This is a genomic window from Pedobacter zeae (assembly GCF_014196715.1).
Lineage (GTDB): Bacteria > Bacteroidota > Bacteroidia > Sphingobacteriales > Sphingobacteriaceae > Pedobacter > Pedobacter zeae.
Genome location: NZ_JACIEF010000003.1, coordinates 1,283,159 through 1,299,947 on the forward strand (window position 1 = coordinate 1,283,159; position 16,789 = coordinate 1,299,947).

Below are 16,789 nucleotides of genomic sequence, written 5' to 3' on the forward strand. Positions count from 1 at the left end.
TTATAGTGCGCATATTCCAATTCTTTACCTAATATGTTTAGTTTTTTTAATAAAAAAAATAAGGTCACCGATATATCTTGGTTAGGAGTTGATATACATTCTCATATCTTGCCGAGTATTGATGATGGCTCGCCAGATGTTGGTACTTCTGTGCGTTTTGTGAAAAGCCTTCAGGAATTAGGCTTTAATCAATTAATATGTACTCCTCACATTTACAAGGAACTCTATCCCAATACCATTGAAAGTATTTCTGGGGCTAAAGCCATTCTCCAAGAGGCGTTAGATAGGGAACATATAGACTTAAAATTAAGTGCAGCTGCAGAATATATGGTTGACCAGGATTTTAATTTAGATGAACCCTTATGTACACTAGATCAAAAGCATTTGTTAATTGAAATGTCCTATCTGAATGAAAGTCCTGGCATCAGCAATACAATATTTGACATTGAAATTAAGGGCTACAAGCCTATCTTAGCCCACCCCGAGCGTTATACATTTTATTTTAAAGATAGAAGCAGATTAAGACGATTTAAAGAAAAAGGTTGTTTCCTGCAGTTAAACTTATTATCTATCTTAGGATATTATGGACGAGATGTAAAGCAGCTTGCTGAGATTTTATTAAAAGAAAAAATGTATGATTTTGCTGGGACGGACCTACATCATGATAAGCATTTAGATGCTTTAACTCAAGCGGTTCAATCTGGTAAGCTTTATAACCTTTTAGGCGATTATGGCTTTAAGAATCAGGAAGTATTTAGTTCTATTAATATTTAATTATGCTGATTTATATTCGGTGTTATTGGTTTTGGATATACAATTTAGTTATTACGATACAAAATTAAAGCTTTTCAGATATTACAATTAAATGATTAAGTTTGCAAGCTGTTTGAAGTGATCAATTCATTTTGAATAGATATATACCTATGAATAAAATAATAAATGTTAAAAAAGGGACTAAGTTAGCTGCATTATTGTTCGCCATAACCCTTACCTCGTCTTGTGTAAGTAATAAAAAGATTGCTTATTTTCAGGATATTCAAGCTGTTAATCAAGCTAAATTAGAAAATGCCGTAGCTTTTACGGAGCCCGTAATTCAACCTGATGATATTCTAAGTATAAACGTATTTACCTTAAATCAGCAAAGTGGGGCTATTGTTAATCAAGCTGCTGCTAATACAGTTTTAGGAGGCGGTGCAAATACAGCCCTTGCTGCACAGCAAGTAAATGGCTTTTTGGTTGATAAAAATGGTGAGGTAGAACTCTCTCTTATTGGAAAGTTGAAAGTCGCTGGTTTAACTACATACCAAGCACGTGAATTAATTCGCGAAAAGGCATCATTGGTTTATAAGGAACCAAATGTGCAGTTACGCTTTGCAAATTTTAAGGTGAGTGTTTTGGGAGAGGTTAATGCTCCATCGGCTTACACGCTTCCTAATGAAAAGGTAAGCATTCTTGATGCTCTAAGTTTAGCAGGGGATCTAACTATATATGGCAAACGTGAGAATGTTTTAGTCGTTAGAGATAATAATGGTAAAAAAGAATTCGCCCGTTTGAATCTTAATTCTTCAGAAATTTTTAACAGCCCTTATTATTATTTAAAACAAAATGATGTTGTGTATGTAGAGCCAAACAAACGTAAGGTTTCCGCATCTAATTCTGCTCAGATTCAGACAATTGGCGTTATTGCTTCTGTTGTCTCAGTAATTGTTTTAGCTATTTCCAATTTTAAATAATATTAATCAATGAATCAAGAATCTGACAGGAATTTAGGGCAACATGTCGAAGTTGAAGGAATCAATTTAAAAGAAATATTTAGTAAACTAACTGAAAAATGGTTTGTATTTGTGATTAGCTTTATCTTATGTCTTTTTGTTGCATTTTTCTATATAAAGCTAACTCCTCCATCTTTTCAAGTAAATTCAAAAATTTTAGTGAATGATGATGAAAAAGGGGGTAGCCTAGGAAAGCAGTCAAGTGGACTTATGGATTTAGGAGGGTTATTAGGCGCAAAAAATTCCGTGGATAACGAAGCGGAAATTTTAAAAACACGTTTTCTAATGGAACAAGTAGTGCGCCAAATGCAGTTAAACATCATTTATTCCAAAGGTGGGACTTTAGTAAATCGCGAGTTATACAATTCGCCCTTTAAACTGGATATTATAAAAGGGGTTGATACAATCCAACCAGCAAAATTTGTGGTTAAGAAACTTTCCCTTAATAAATTGAAAATAACCAGCAAAAGTTTTGAGAAAATTGTTAAGTGGAACGAAGCATTTAGTTTTAATGGTGTTGGTATTATACAGATCAAACCTATTGATGCCACTGGAATGGATAATGGAGATTATTTTGTTTCAGTAAGTTCAATAGATGAACGTGTTGCTTTTTTGATGAAACAATTATCAGTTAGTGTTACTAATAAGCAAGTTAGTATTATTGATTTAGGATTAACTTATCCTGTTCCTAAGAAAGGTGAAGATATTTTGAATACGTTGATCGAAAAATATACTTTAGGTAATCTGGCAGATAAAAATGCTATTGCTGATAGTACTTATAAATTTATCAAGGAAAGGTTAAGTAAAATTGCAGTAGAACTAGGAGATGTCGAAAATCAAGAAGAAAGTTTTAAAGAAGCCAATCAACTAGCAGATATGAGTGAGCAAGGAAAATTGCTAGTTCAAAATACAGGAGAATTTGGTGCTGAGTTAGCAAAAGCAGAAACTCAAGTTGCTATACTAAATGATTTAGAAGCTTATCTGAAAGATGAGAGTAAAAATAAGCGAGTTTTCCCTACATCCTTATTACCTCAGGATATGGTTTTTTCAGGATTACTTAACCAGTATAATGCGTTATTAATTGAAAGAGATAAACAATTATTAAGTGTTACGGAAGAAAGTCCTTTTATAAAAAATATTGATAATCAGATAAGCGGCCTAAGAGCTGGAATTTTAGCTAATATTCAAAGTACCAAAAATACATTTGTTGTTACTCGAAATAAACTGAGGAGTCAACTCAATCGAGTGGAAAGTCAGATATCTGGTGTGCCAAAAATTGAAAAAAATTATTTAAAACTTGCCAGAAATAAAGGAATAAAGCAAGAGTTATACGTTTTCTTAATGCAAAAGGCTGAAGAGACTGCAATTTCAAAAACATCCAATATTTCAGTAGCCAAGATTATTGACCCGCCTAAATCGCAGGTAAACCCAATCAGTCCGAAGAAAAGCTTTGTATATATCGTCGCATTTATTGTAAGCTTTTTGATTCCTATAGCATTTATCTTTGTCCAAGATTTATTTAGTACAAGTATTAAGACAAAAGAAGACATTAATATGCTAACCGATGTTCCAATAATAGGTGAGATTAGTCATAATAACTCTTCTGATAATTTAATTGTGGCAAATCAAAGCCGCTCTGCGATCTCAGAACAATTTAGAGCATTGAGAACTAATCTCTCATTCTATTTAAAAAATGCGAATGAAAAAGTTATCTTATTAACATCAAGCATGAGTGGTGAAGGCAAATCATTTACTGCAATTAATCTCGGTAATATTTTGGCATTGGCTGGTAAAAAGGTACTATTAATGGAATTGGATTTAAGGAAACCCGGACTTTCTGCTAAACTTGAAGTCGCAAATGATATTGGATTTAGTAATTACACGATCGATAATAAAATTAAAGCCGAGAATATTATAAAGCCGCTAGGGATAAATAAGAATATGTTTATCATTTCTTCTGGCCCTTTGCCTCCCAATCCTGCTGAAACATTGATGAGCGAAAAAATGCCAGAATTAGTAATGAATTTGAAATCAGAATTTGATTATATCATCATGGACGCACCTCCAATAGGCGTAATAGCTGATGCTCAATTATTATCTATGTATGCTGATGTAACTTTATATCTAGTTCGGCAGAATATAACACAAAAGAACCAAATAAATCTTGTTCAGGATCTTTATGTTAGTGGTAAGATGAAAAACTTAGGAATAGTAGTTAATGATATCGTCAGTAAGTATTACGGCTATGGGTATGGTTATGGGACATATGGTGATACCATTAAAGAAAAATGGTATAAAAATTTATTTAAACGTAGTTAAATTGAATTAAATGAATTACACCTTAAGGATTGCAGAAATTAGGAGGGAAACCGAAGATACTATTACCCTATGTTTTAAACAACCTGGGCTCAAGAAAATAAAATACCAAGCAGGTCAATATCTAACTTTGATATTTAGAATTAATGGCAGGCGTTACGTCCGCCCCTATTCTTTTTCTTCTTGCCCAGATGTTGATGCTCTGTTGGAGATCACCGTTAAACGTGTTGCGAATGGTATCGTATCTAATCATATTAATGATATGGTTCGTGTCGGAGACACCATTGAAGTAATGCCACCTATGGGTGATTTTATTTATAATTCGGAACAGCCTTTTGATGATGTCTTTTTTTGGGGAGTTGGTAGCGGAATTACACCATTGATTTCTATTATTAAGTATATTTTGTCTAAGGTTGATGGTGTAAGGGTGCATTTGAATTATGGGAATAAGAACTACGAAAGCACTATCTTTAAAGATCAAATTAATCATTTAAAGACACAATATGCAGATCGGCTTATTGTACGTCATTTTCATACCAGGTTATTTGTGGATGAAGCTAATCCGCATTTAATTCAGGGCAGAATTGATCAAGCTAAGGCTATGCAAATTCTAAATGGATGTTTAGATTCGAAAAAATGTGCACATTATATCTGTGGACCTGCTGGTCTCAAGGAATCAGTAAAAAGTGCCATTTTTAATAAATTTGGTTCTTTGGAAAATGTATATTCTGAAGATTTTGAGCTGGTGAAAGACCCAAAAGACCTAATTGATGTGCATACTCAAAATGTGCGCCTAAATTTTGATGGGAAATCATACCGCTTGGAAGTGGCGAAGGGTAAAAGTATTTTAGAAGCGGCATTAAATGCCGATATTGAGTTGCCTTATTCCTGCCAAACCGGAAATTGCAGTACCTGTAAAGGAAAATTGCTTGATGGTAAGGCTAAAATGATTGGATTAAGCAAAGAACGCGATGATTTGGCACTAGACGAGTTTTTACTTTGTTGTGCCCATCCTTTAACAGAAAATGTACATATAGAAATATTAAGTTAAGAAATATGAAGGTAGTAATACTAGCAGGTGGTTTAGGTACCCGATTAATGGAAGAGACCGAAGCCCGTCCAAAACCTATGGTTGAAATTGGTGGTAAGCCCATTTTGTGGCATATCATGAAAATCTACGAAGCTTATGGTTATAACGATTTTGTATTGTGCCTGGGTTACAAAGCTCAATCAATTAAAGAATATTTTTTAAACTATTATCTTTATAACTCTGACGTTTCAATCGATATAGAGAAAAACAAAGTTGATGTTCATTTTTCGAACTCGGAGTCTTTCAAGGTCACACTGGTAGATACCGGGTTAAAAACCAATACAGCAGGACGCATTAAAAAAATTCAGAAATATGTGGACGGCGAAACTTTTATGCTGACTTATGGTGATGGTGTGGCAGATATTGATATCAAAGCATTGGTTGAATTTCACAATAGCCATGATAAATTGGCCACTTTAACGAGTATTCAGACTCCAGGGCGTTTTGGTAACATTGAAATGGATAATGATGGAACCGTTAAACACTTCGTAGAAAAGCCTCAGGGAGATGGTATGTGGATTAATGGAGGGTTCTTTGTTCTTGATTCAGGGATTTTTAAATATTTAGATGGAGATGTTGAAGATGTGCAGTGGGAAAACAAACCACTAAAGGAAATTGCAAACGATGGACAGTTGGCTGCTTTTAAACACTCGGGTTTCTGGAAACCAATGGATGCTCTGCGTGATCGAATAGAATTAGAACAACTTTGGAGTAGTGGTGAGGCTAAATGGAAAATCTGGTAATATGAGTTTTCAAAATATATATCAAGGAAAAAAGGTATTGATTACCGGTCATACAGGATTTAAAGGATCGTGGCTGGCTATTTGGTTAAAGGAATTAGGTGCTGAAGTATATGGTTATGCATTACCGCCATATTCGGAAATGGACAATTTTGTTACTACAAAGCTTGTAGATCATATAAATCACCAAGAGGGTGATGTGCGGGATGGTGTAAAGTTGAAACAATACTTTCAAGATATACAACCTGATTTTGCATTTCACCTGGCTGCCCAACCGCTGGTAATTATGTCTTATAGTGATCCTGTAGGGACGTTTGATACGAACTTAATGGGAACCGTTAATTTTTGGGAAGCGATAAGGGCAACCCCATCTGTTAAAGCAGCTGTAAATGTAACAACTGATAAATGCTATGATAATAAAGAATGGGTTTGGGGTTACAGGGAAAATGATCCTATGGGAGGAAAAGATCCCTATAGCGCATCAAAAGGTTGCTCTGAGCTAATAACAAACTCTTATTTGGAATCTTTTTTTAAAGCGGAGGGGAGCTGTAATATTGCTTCCGCTCGTGCCGGAAATGTAATTGGCGGTGGAGATTGGGCTGCAGATCGGATTATTCCTGATTATTTTAGAGCTGTTAGAAAAGGTGAAAAATTAGAAATCAGAAATCCTTATGCCACGCGGCCATGGCAGCATGTTTTAGAACCTTTAAGTGGTTATTTAAATTTAGGAGCTGAACTCTGGCAAAGAGGTAAAGACTTTAGTGGAGGCTGGAATTTTGGCCCTGAAGATACATCTAATTATTCAGTTAAGGAATTGATTGACGAGATGTTATTACTCGATAGTAATGGTGGCTATTATATTCCGGCCGATACTGTTAAACTTCATGAAGCAGTACTTTTAAAATTGGATATTTCCAAAGCCGTTAATTATTTAAAATGGAAGCCTGTCTTGAGTTTTAAAGAAACCGTAAATTTTACTTTGAAAGGCTATATTGCCGATATGCACGAAACATCTGATATTTACCAGAGTAGATTGGAACAAATACAGGCCTACACACAAAAGGGAATTATCAAAGGGATAACTTGGGCACAATGAAAAAAATCCTGCTAACAGGTAGTACAGGGTATCTTGGTAAAAATCTTCTCAAGGCACTTTTGCAAAATGGTAATGAAGTGATTGCTTTGGTCCGAATGGAATCGAATATTGGTTTTTTAGAGAATCTGAACGGTAAATTAATAATTTACAGGCTTAATGAAATCCAATTAGATGACATATTTAAAGCACATCAATTTGATCTTATAATTCATACAGCTGCTAGTTATGGCCGTAAAGGAGAAGGTTTAAAAGATATTGTACAAGCAAATTTAAGTTTCCCTATTGAAGTTTTGGATGCCGCACTTAGAAATAATGTGAAATATTTTATCAATACGGATACGGCTTTGCCAAAATCCCTAAACCTATATTCACATTCAAAAAAACAATTTTTAGAATGGCTTGAGATAAATGCTGCAAGGATAAATGTTTTAAATCTACAGTTGGAATATTTTTATGGGCCAAACGATGATAATTCTAAATTTATCACATTTATACTAAGTGAGTTGAAGTCAGGAAAAAAAGAAATAGATTTTACAGCCGCAACACCTTATCGTGATTTTATATATATCGACGATGTCGTTGATGCCTATATTAGATTGATAGAGGAAATTGAAAATGTAAATGGATTAATAACTATTCCTATCGGTTCAGGACAGGCCGTTATGTTGAAAGATATAATCCAAGAAGTCCGGACTATCGCTAACCATCCAGAAGTCAATCTTAATTTTGGTGCATTGCCAATGAGGGAAAACGAAATTATGCACTCTTGTGCTGATATCAGCTTTATGAAAAGTATTGGGTGGAAGCCAAAGTATACATTCGAAGAAGGCATAAAAGAAATGATCAAAATTGAATACAACACGTTATGATACAAATTAACAATAAAGAAATTGCTTTAAAAACGTTTAAAAGAGCAATACCAGGGCAAGATTATATTCCAGTTACGGGAAAAATAATTGAAGAAGATGACTTGCTTTTATGTATGGAATCTGTAGCCGATGGATGGTTAACTGCAGGGCGTTTCGCGAATGAATTCGAAACAGAGTTTGCCAGATATTTTGGAGCTGCAAAAGCATTATTGGTAAACTCAGGTTCATCTGCTAATCTGGTTGCATTTTATGCATTAACATCTCCGAAATTGGGAGATCGAGCAATTAAACCAGGTGATGAAGTTATTACAGTTGCCGCTGGTTTTCCAACAACGGTTAATCCAATTGTCCAATTTGGAGCAATTCCTGTTTTTATTGATGTTGATATAGCTACGCACAATGTAAAATCTGATATGATTGAGGCAGCAGTATCACCAAAGACAAAAGCAATTATGATTGCCCATTCTTTAGGTAATCCATTTGATTTAGATGAGGTAATGCGCGTAGCCAAAAAGTATAATCTTTGGGTAGTGGAGGATGACTGTGACTCTTTGGGGGCCACCTATAAAGGAAAAAAAACCGGGACGTTTGGTGATATTTCAACTTTTTCATTTTATCCTGCGCATCACATTACTATGGGGGAAGGTGGCGCTGTAATTATAAATAATCCAGAATTATCTAAACTAGCTGAAAGTTTTAGAGATTGGGGCAGAGATTGTTACTGTGAGCCAGGAAAGGATAATACCTGTGGATGTCGTTTTGGTCAACAATTGGGCTCATTACCATATGGCTACGACCATAAGTATACTTATTCTCACATTGGTTTCAACCTTAAGGTGACCGATATGCAAGCTGCTCTTGGAGTTTCTCAAATGCGTAAAATCGATCGTTTTGTGGCCAAACGTCGTGAAAATTATGCTTTGTTGTATGAAAGAATGAAAGAGTTCGAGGAAATATTCATTTTACCAGAGCCCACTCCAAATTCAGACCCTTCGTGGTTTGGGTTTTTAATTACTCTGCGAGATGGTGATTCGAATGATCGACATATGCTTGTACAGCATTTGGAGGAGAAGAAAATCGGAACAAGATTGCTATTTGCCGGAAACTTATTAAGACAACCTGCATATACAGGTGTTGAGCATCGTGTAGTTGGTGATTTAAATAATACAGATATAATTATGAATCAATCATTCTGGTTAGGCGTATGGCCAGGTTTAGATGCTGAACATTATGATTATATCGCCAACGTTATAAGGGAGTATATAAATAATTAATTAATTATGGTTTTGATATTAGGAGCGGGGCTTGCGGGAATGAGTTGTTCGTATCATTTAGGGCACGATTGTCTAGTTGTAGAGAAAAAACCTCATGCAGGAGGCCATATATATTCTCACGTTGTCAATGGATTCACCTGGGATGAGGGGCCTCACGTTTCATTTACCAAACACAAATATGTTAGAGATTTATTTGCAAGAAGTACAAAGGATAAATTTTTAGAATACCCTGTTTATCCATCAAATTATTACAAGGGTAGCTGGATACCGCATCCCGCTCAATCAAATTTATATGCAGTTCCTGAACCTGTTCGCTCTGAATGTTTAAATGATTTTTTAAGTTCTAGGGAGGAGCAAGACTTGACCAAAATCCCAGATGATTATGAACAATGGTCAAAAATGGCATTTGGGGAGGCTTTTTATGTAGAATTTATAAAATCATACACGGAAAAATATTGGACGGTAGACCCTAAGCTATTAACTACCGATTGGGTCGGAGGAAGAGTTTTTTACCCAGATATTGAGACTGTTAAGAGAGGTTTTCATTCGGCTCCTGATCAATCTACGCATTATATAACCTCGGTTCGGTATCCTGAAAATGGAGGTTATTATAAATTTGCGCAATTATTGCAAGAAAATATGAATGTGTTGTTTAATAAAACTGTAGATAGAATTAGTTTGGATTCCAAAACAGTCTATTTTACAGATGGTTCAAACCAAGAATATACAACTTTAATTAACACATTACCGCTACCTGAATTTATAAAGTTTATCTCGCCACCGGCAGATATATCTAATGCAGCAACCGATTTAGCTTGTTCAGAACTTTTACTTTTAAATTACGTTGTAAACCATAGTTCTAAATCAAAGGCGCATTGGCTTTATGTTTACGATTTAGATAAATATGCCACTCGTATTAATTTTACTGAGATGTTATCGCCTAATAATGGATTGGAAGGTAAGTCAGGAATTCAAGTTGAAGTATACTTTTCTAAATATCGTCAGCAAAAGGAATCTTTGTCTGAAATTACTAAGAAAGTTTTGAAAGAACTGATAGATATGGGGTTGGTGGAAAATGAAGACTCATTAGAAGATGTACATACACAATATATTAAATATGCTAATGTAATATGTGATCATTCAAGAAAAAAATCTCTTAATAAAATATTTGATTACTTGACCCAGTATGGGCTGAAACGAGAGGTTGATGATCTTGAGCCAATGAATAATTGGGATGTATTATTTAATGAGAAAACAAATATTAAAATGGGTGAATTAGTTCTTGCAGGTAGGTTTGGACAATGGAAATACTACTGGACTGATGATTGTGTAATGCGTGGGAAATATATTTCCGAAACCTTGTGTGATGAGTATAAATATTAATAAAAACGACGTTTTCTGGAGTTATTTTGCTCAATTTATTAATTATGGGTCGGGTTTAATGTTACTTCCTATAATTCTACATAAGTTACCAACATCACATTTAGCTATTTGGTATATATTTTTAGCTATAAGTGCTGCAATCAGCTTGCTAGATTTTGGATTTCAATCTAATATTATGAGAAATGTTTCATATGTTATGTCTGGTGCACAAAAACTATTAGCAACTGGCATAGATTCGGAATTTAAAGAAGGGAAAGAAATTAATTGGACATTATTTTGGTCATTAGTTTCAACAGCAAAGAGAATTTATTCTTATATATCAATTGTAGTATTTTTTATCTTAATAATTGCCGGTACATATTATATTTATACCGTAACAAAAAATTTCCAGGATCAATCATTTGTACTTTATTCTTGGATATTATACCTATTGGTTTCAGTAGTGAATTTCTATTTCTATTATTATAATCCCTTACTTTTAGGAAGAGGATTAATTAGAGAATACAATATTACTATTGCTTTTTCAAAAGCCACGAATCTTCTCTTGTCAATAGCTGCTTTAGAGATTGGTCTTGGGCTAATGGGCATTGTTATAGCATTATTTATTTCAGTTCTGGTAGATCGTTTTTTTGCCCGTCGCTTTTTTAATAAGGGCATTGTTAAAGAGCCAGAAAAGGCAAAATTAGAAAACTTATTTCCAATATTATGGAACAACTCTTGGAGAATCGGTCTAGTTAGCTTGGGGTCTTTTTTAATTTTACGAGCGAATATTTTTTTGGTTTCAAGTTTTTTACCATTATCAGTAGCCGCTTCCTATGGACTAAGTTTACAATTATTAACAACTGCTTCATCTTTTGGTATGATTTTCTTTACAGCATTTATTCCAAAAATTAATTCTAGCAGACTCAGTCAGAATCTTCTTAACATAAGAATCATAGTAGCCCGTAGTCTTCTTATATCTTGGACGATATTTATTCTTTCAACAGTTGCTCTGCTTATTCTTGGTAATTTATTATTGGAGCTTATAAAAAGCAAGACTCATTTAATATCAAATTTAGATTTACTATTTCTGGCATTAATTCTGGTTTTAGAAATGAATCATACTCTTTTTGCTACACTAATAACAACAAAGAATTCTGTTCCATTTGTTAAACCTGCACTTATCTCAGGAATATTAATCGTATTATTTTCTTTTATCTCGCTTAAATATTTGAAATTAGGTTTACCTGGGATATTAGTTAGTCAATTTGTTGTTCAGTTAGCTTATAATAACTGGAAATGGCCTGTTGTCGGGTTAAAGGATCTTGGAATTGGTCTATTCCAATTAATTTCTTTGCCATTCTCAACCAAGAAAAATATATAATGAAAGATAAAATTACAATTGCTATTCCTGTTTATGAGAGATATGATTTTTTCGAAGAATCAATTCTTAGTGCTATCAATCAGAGTTTGCAAGCAACCATAATTGTTGTAGACAATCACTCATCTCACAATAAGTTTAGGGATTTTGTATTGGAATTGAATATGCCACACGTAAAATATTTTTTAAATGAATCGAATGTTGGAATGGTTGAAAATTGGAATAGGTGCATTGAATTATCAGATACAGAATGGGTAACAATTTTGCATGATGACGACAAGCTTAACGAAGATTATATAAAAAATATTTCCAGATATTTTAATGATGTAAACGTTGGTTGTATCGCTGTGAGATGCGAGCTAGGCAGTGAACCGAGTACTGTATTTAATAAGAAATATGATAAAACATCTGATGCTTTTAGAATAAATAGCCTTGACTATTTCATGTTTACAAATCTGTCCCCATTTCCTGGAATAGCAGTTAGAAAGAATATTGCAGTTAAGGCTGGCTTATTTAATGCCGACAAATTTCCAATTTCTGATTATGAATTTTGGATTAGGATATTTGAGAATACCAACATCATTAAATTGAATTCTATTTTGGCGTTTTATAGAGTTTCAATCACGCAAAGTACATCTAACCTATTTAATCAAATAACAATTGAAACTTATTTCCAGCATCAAAAGATATTAAATGGTAGAACAGGTTTAGTTAAATATTTGTCATTGGTATCATTATATTTAATGTATGAATCATATGATTATGGTAATGTGAGTGACTCATCTTTTTCAAATCTAAATCAAAGTACATTAATTAATGCATTTAAAAAGATAAAGAAAAGTATAGCATTTCCAGGGTATAAGGCTCTCTTAATTAATGTTATAAAAGCCTATAAGTTAAGGTTTTATTCAAGGTATAATGCAAAGCGCTTTAAAAGTATATGAATATTTTTCAAGACTTTAAATTCTTGAGGGGGAATAAGAAAGGATATTTATTTGCAATTTTATTCCGAATTAGTAATTTTTTTGCTAAGAGTAATAAAATTATTAGACTAATTGGGTTTCCTTTTAGAATTATATATCTTTTTTTTGTCCAATGGGTAATGTGTATTGATGTACCTGATAAAATTAAAGTTGGGCCAGGTTTCAATGTATGGCACGGTATGGGCCTAGTAATACACCCTGATGTAGTTATTGGGAATAATTTTATTGTTAGACATACTACAACTATTGGCCAAAAAAAAGTAGATCAGCCCCCTCCAATTATTGGTGACAATGTTGATGTTGGCGCACATTCAATAATTATCGGCAATATTCGAATAGGAAATAATGTGACTATTGGAGCAGCTACATTTGTTAATAAAGATGTTCCTGATAACTGTATCGTTTATGGAAATCCAATGGTCATAAAACAGAAAGTTTAATTTAATAACTTATCAAGTATTGATTGGAAATAGAAAGATTCCTTGGAGCAATATCTTAATTTATATAATTATGATTTGTGCTTTTTTGCCGAAACTCTTGATAAATGAGGGGACAAACATCTATGTGCCAGAAATTTTCCTATTTCTCGGTATTATTTTTTTTGGATATAGACAATTTTTGGCGTATAAAGAGCAGAAGTTACTATTAATTATGTTTAGTAGTATTTTATTCTTTTCTATCGTGGCGCAAATTAACATTGCTGATTTTTCTTCGATATTGAAAAGTTTTAAGGAATTACTTTATATCCCAATAATTTATTGGGCATCTCGGATTAAAAATAGAGACAAAGTTTTAAAACATTTAGTTTTAATAGGATGCATAGCATTGGTGATAAATTTAGGTTTTTACATCACAAATTTCTCACAGGAAAATACTATATGGTCCGGTGCAGAATCACTCAGCAGTGGTATGTCGAATAGAGCATTTGATTTGTCCACTTTGAAGTTAGTGCAATTACCTGGTCTTGCTCACGGAATATGGGGCTCGTATTGTGTCTTAATTTTTATAGTGGCATGCTCTCTTTATAGTAATAAAAAAATTAACTTAACCCTGTTTTTAACTGTTGTTTTTTTATTTTCTGTTAATATGGTAATTTCCGTAAGTAGAGAAGCATTGCTAATTCTTAGTTTAATATTATTCTCTTACTTGTGGATGCCTCAAAGGAAAAATATATATAAGTTTGTCATAATTTTTTGTACTGTAGGTCTTATTGCTGGTGTTTGGCTTTATGGAGAATCGTTACCGATAGTACAAAAGCTTGTTTATACGGCTAATTCTGTATCTGCTGATGGTACAGAGGGAAATATTCAACTACGGCTAAACACATGGGCTGCATATTTTCAATTTATTGGCGAAAATTTACAATACTTTTTTGCAGGTTTAGGACTTTCTCCCGATAACTTTTACAATCACGTTAAATATTTTTCAGAGGGACAAATTGTTTCTGTGCCTGAAAGTGCTTTGGTGTATATGCAGGCATATGGAGGTTTACTTTCCTCAATTTCAATAGTGATTTTATTTTGGATCGCCTATAAACAGATTAATACCCGATCAGAATATAAATTAATCAAGTATTTTTTCTTGGGTATACTTGTTACTAATTTGTTTAGTTCGGTGTCAATGTTTTCAGATTTATTATATGCCCATCTTTGTTTAGTTTATGGCCTAGTTGTTTTAAATAATGCATTTTATGAAAAAGGTAATACATATATCGGCTAGAGCAGATTTAGGAGGTGGGCCACGACATATCCAATATCTCCTTAATAAAATATTGCTAGCTATTGATTGTTATATTGCGTGTCCTGATCAAAAGCCATTTATAGATATTTATGAGTCTATATTAAATAAGAATAAGATCCATATAATACCTTTTAGGTCATTAAGTTTAAATTCATTATTTACTCTTAGACGTTTTATAAGACATAATGATATCGATATCATTCATTGTCATGGCAAAGGTGCAGCAGTTTATGGTAAGCTTTTAAAATTTTTAAATAGACGATTATTGCTAGTTTATACTCCTCATGGTATACACGTAGATAGTTACAGCCCTTTTCAAAAGAAACTTTACAAACTATATGAATTTGTATCCTCTAATTTATTTAATCACATTATTTATGTATCAAAATCGGAGGCCGATCAAGCACGTCGTGAGTCGCTATTCTCAAAGTGTAATTATACCATAATTCCGAACGGTGTACCAGAATTAAAACAATCGAATTTTTACGATAAAAACAGTCTGAAAGAAAGCCTTTTCAAGCATCCAAAAAACAAATTAATTGTTACATTAAGTCGATTCGATTTTCAAAAAAATATGGCGGAAACGTTTCAGATTGCATTGAGTATGCCACAGTATAATTTTCTTTGGATTGGAGATGGACCAGATTTTAAAGAGCTGCAAGAGAAACTCGAATCCGAGGGAATTAGTAATATTAATATGATTGGCACTAAAGATGTTGTAGCGGAATATTTGCTTGCAAGTGATTTATATTTGAGCACAGCCAGATGGGAGGGAATGCCTTTAGCATTACTTGAAGCTCTTTCTGCCGGATTGCCAATAGTTGCATCTAATGTTGTGGGCAATAAAGATGTAGTTTCAGAAGATGTTGGCTATTTATATGAATTACACAATATAGATGATGCAATTCATAAAATTGAAATGGCTTTTGAAAAAGATTTTTCTAATGTTGACATAAAAAAGTTTTTCTTTGATAATTTTTCTTCTGATAAAATGGCTAATGATGTTTTAAAAATATATAGTAATTTAAAAAATGGTAATTAACATAGTATGTGCTTGGTATGAAGTTGGTATGCGGCACTATTCGTTTAGTGTACTTAAAAATTTATCTGATCTATTACCAAAAGAATATCAATTAAAAGTAACCTTGGTTTTAAGGAATGAGGTTGTTAATTATCCTGAGCTATCTCAATTAAGTAATCTTAATATCAACTATCTTGTAATTAAGAATCCAATATTAAATATATTATCAAAAATTTTTCCAATTATTTTTGATAATTATATTTTAAGAAAGATAAAAGCGGATAGATCAGATCTACTATATATACTTTTTGGCGGACTGTTTTTTAAAAATATTCATTCTTTTAAGAAGATAGTTAAAGTACTTTATACCATTCATGATCTTAATCCTCATGAAAAGAATAAATCTTCAATTAAAGACCATATATTATCAAGGTTGGAGAATAAACGTGATGGTAATTTAGTAAAAGAATCAAACTATCTATTAACGAATTCAAAAGGACAATACGATCAACTAATGCACTTGGTTGATCCTAAAAATGTATTTTTTGCTGAAATGCCATCTCTGATAAATAGCCAGATTAGTGATGGAACTTTAAAAGTTCCTGAATTAAGCGGAGAGCAGGACTACATACTTTTTTTTGGAAGAATTGATAAATATAAAGGCCTAGATATTCTAATTAATACTCATTTAAGTTCTGGCGTGCAAACTAAATTGGTGATTGCAGGCAGTGGAAAGTTTTGGTTTGATGTACCAAAAGCTGATAATATAATATTAATCAATAGATATATAAAGGATGAGGAATTTAAAGATTTATTTGTAAAAGCAAAATTATCCGTAATGCCATACATTTCCATTACACAAACATCTTTGATCTCTATTCCTTTTTATTTTCAATGCCCAGTAATATTCTCAGACATTGATGCGTTTAGAGCGTTAACGGAAGAGTGTGGCTCTCTTATTTGTGATTTTAACAATCTTTCTGATTATAAGATTAAAATAAATAGCCTAGTTGATCAACATTTATGTGCAAGTATCGTTTTAAAACAGAATGATTTTTATGATAGGATTTATAATCCAAAAAGATTTACTAAGACAATGCAATCAATCTTCGATTATATTTACATTGATAAATAGTTATGAGGAC

Annotated in this window: 15 protein-coding genes; all 15 read left to right on the forward strand. The window is 33.0% G+C overall.

The features are described from left to right. Nucleotides 1-33 precede the first annotated feature (33 nt). The 15 genes from GGQ60_RS18575 to GGQ60_RS18645 all read left to right on the forward strand — a co-directional run bounded on the left by GGQ60_RS18575 (nt 34) and on the right by GGQ60_RS18645 (nt 16,779). Nucleotides 34-774 (forward strand): tyrosine-protein phosphatase, encoded by a 741-nt coding sequence (locus GGQ60_RS18575; RefSeq protein WP_183767126.1) that lies wholly within the window; start codon nt 34-36, stop codon nt 772-774. A 149-nt stretch (nt 775-923) separates the two neighbouring features. Continuing rightward, nucleotides 924-1,733 (forward strand): polysaccharide biosynthesis/export family protein, encoded by an 810-nt coding sequence (locus tag GGQ60_RS18580; protein WP_183767128.1) that lies wholly within the window; start codon nt 924-926, stop codon nt 1,731-1,733. Between the two features lie 9 nt (nt 1,734-1,742). Then, complete coding sequence (locus GGQ60_RS18585; protein WP_183767130.1) at nt 1,743-4,091, forward strand: GumC family protein; 2,349 nt, start codon at nt 1,743-1,745, stop codon at nt 4,089-4,091. Nucleotides 4,092-4,101: 10 nt separating this feature from the next. Next, entirely contained in the window at nt 4,102-5,139 is a 1,038-nt protein-coding gene (locus GGQ60_RS18590; RefSeq protein ID WP_183767132.1) for a ferredoxin--NADP reductase, read from the forward strand. Between the two features lie 5 nt (nt 5,140-5,144). Next, nucleotides 5,145-5,921 (forward strand): glucose-1-phosphate cytidylyltransferase, encoded by a 777-nt coding sequence (gene rfbF, locus GGQ60_RS18595; protein ID WP_183767134.1) that lies wholly within the window; start codon nt 5,145-5,147, stop codon nt 5,919-5,921. Between the two features lies 1 nt (nt 5,922). Continuing rightward, entirely contained in the window at nt 5,923-7,014 is a 1,092-nt protein-coding gene (gene rfbG, locus GGQ60_RS18600; protein ID WP_183767136.1) for a CDP-glucose 4,6-dehydratase, read from the forward strand. Continuing rightward, nucleotides 7,011-7,883 carry an NAD-dependent epimerase/dehydratase family protein gene (locus tag GGQ60_RS18605; protein WP_183767137.1) on the forward strand — a complete coding sequence of 291 codons (873 nt, stop codon included), beginning with the start codon at nt 7,011-7,013 and terminating at the stop codon, nt 7,881-7,883. Before rfbG ends, GGQ60_RS18605 begins: the two co-directional genes overlap by 4 nt. Next, on the forward strand, nt 7,880-9,157 hold the full coding sequence (gene rfbH, locus GGQ60_RS18610; RefSeq protein ID WP_183767139.1) for a lipopolysaccharide biosynthesis protein RfbH: 1,278 nt from the start codon (nt 7,880-7,882) through the stop codon (nt 9,155-9,157). Before GGQ60_RS18605 ends, rfbH begins: the two co-directional genes overlap by 4 nt. A 6-nt stretch (nt 9,158-9,163) precedes the next feature. Further along, nucleotides 9,164-10,540 (forward strand): protoporphyrinogen/coproporphyrinogen oxidase, encoded by a 1,377-nt coding sequence (locus tag GGQ60_RS18615; protein ID WP_183767141.1) that lies wholly within the window; start codon nt 9,164-9,166, stop codon nt 10,538-10,540. Further along, nucleotides 10,524-11,903, forward strand: a complete 1,380-nt coding sequence (gene wzx / locus GGQ60_RS18620; protein WP_183767143.1) for an O-unit flippase-like protein — start codon at nt 10,524-10,526, stop codon at nt 11,901-11,903. The genes GGQ60_RS18615 and wzx overlap by 17 nt, the downstream gene beginning before the upstream one ends. Further along, nucleotides 11,903-12,844: a glycosyltransferase gene (locus GGQ60_RS18625; RefSeq protein WP_183767145.1), complete on the forward strand. Its 942-nt coding sequence runs from the start codon at nt 11,903-11,905 to the stop codon at nt 12,842-12,844. The genes wzx and GGQ60_RS18625 overlap by 1 nt, the downstream gene beginning before the upstream one ends. Continuing rightward, nucleotides 12,841-13,323 carry an LbetaH domain-containing protein gene (locus GGQ60_RS18630; RefSeq protein ID WP_183767147.1) on the forward strand — a complete coding sequence of 161 codons (483 nt, stop codon included), beginning with the start codon at nt 12,841-12,843 and terminating at the stop codon, nt 13,321-13,323. The genes GGQ60_RS18625 and GGQ60_RS18630 overlap by 4 nt, the downstream gene beginning before the upstream one ends. A gap of 19 nt (nt 13,324-13,342) precedes the next feature. Beyond that, nucleotides 13,343-14,602: a hypothetical protein gene (locus GGQ60_RS18635; RefSeq protein WP_183767149.1), complete on the forward strand. Its 1,260-nt coding sequence runs from the start codon at nt 13,343-13,345 to the stop codon at nt 14,600-14,602. Further along, entirely contained in the window at nt 14,574-15,665 is a 1,092-nt protein-coding gene (locus GGQ60_RS18640) for a glycosyltransferase (protein WP_183767151.1), read from the forward strand. Before GGQ60_RS18635 ends, GGQ60_RS18640 begins: the two co-directional genes overlap by 29 nt. Further along, nucleotides 15,655-16,779, forward strand: coding sequence for a glycosyltransferase (locus GGQ60_RS18645; protein WP_183767153.1), 1,125 nt, complete (start codon nt 15,655-15,657; stop codon nt 16,777-16,779). The genes GGQ60_RS18640 and GGQ60_RS18645 overlap by 11 nt, the downstream gene beginning before the upstream one ends. The last annotated feature ends 10 nt before the right edge of the window (nt 16,780-16,789 follow it).

Bases quoted from the DNA above. Each gene is read 5' to 3' on its own strand.
- GGQ60_RS18575 (WP_183767126.1), top strand. From the start codon at position 34: ATGTTTAGTTTTTTTAATAAAAAAAATAAGGTCACCGATATATCTTGG.
- GGQ60_RS18580 (WP_183767128.1), top strand. From the start codon at position 924: ATGAATAAAATAATAAATGTTAAAAAAGGGACTAAGTTAGCTGCATTA.
- GGQ60_RS18585 (WP_183767130.1), top strand. From the start codon at position 1,743: ATGAATCAAGAATCTGACAGGAATTTAGGGCAACATGTCGAAGTTGAA.
- GGQ60_RS18590 (WP_183767132.1), top strand. From the start codon at position 4,102: ATGAATTACACCTTAAGGATTGCAGAAATTAGGAGGGAAACCGAAGAT.
- rfbF (WP_183767134.1), top strand. From the start codon at position 5,145: ATGAAGGTAGTAATACTAGCAGGTGGTTTAGGTACCCGATTAATGGAA.
- rfbG (WP_183767136.1), top strand. From the start codon at position 5,923: ATGAGTTTTCAAAATATATATCAAGGAAAAAAGGTATTGATTACCGGT.
- GGQ60_RS18605 (WP_183767137.1), top strand. From the start codon at position 7,011: ATGAAAAAAATCCTGCTAACAGGTAGTACAGGGTATCTTGGTAAAAAT.
- rfbH (WP_183767139.1), top strand. From the start codon at position 7,880: ATGATACAAATTAACAATAAAGAAATTGCTTTAAAAACGTTTAAAAGA.
- GGQ60_RS18615 (WP_183767141.1), top strand. From the start codon at position 9,164: ATGGTTTTGATATTAGGAGCGGGGCTTGCGGGAATGAGTTGTTCGTAT.
- wzx (WP_183767143.1), top strand. From the start codon at position 10,524: ATGAGTATAAATATTAATAAAAACGACGTTTTCTGGAGTTATTTTGCT.
- GGQ60_RS18625 (WP_183767145.1), top strand. From the start codon at position 11,903: ATGAAAGATAAAATTACAATTGCTATTCCTGTTTATGAGAGATATGAT.
- GGQ60_RS18630 (WP_183767147.1), top strand. From the start codon at position 12,841: ATGAATATTTTTCAAGACTTTAAATTCTTGAGGGGGAATAAGAAAGGA.
- GGQ60_RS18640 (WP_183767151.1), top strand. From the start codon at position 14,574: ATGAAAAAGGTAATACATATATCGGCTAGAGCAGATTTAGGAGGTGGG.
- GGQ60_RS18645 (WP_183767153.1), top strand. From the start codon at position 15,655: ATGGTAATTAACATAGTATGTGCTTGGTATGAAGTTGGTATGCGGCAC.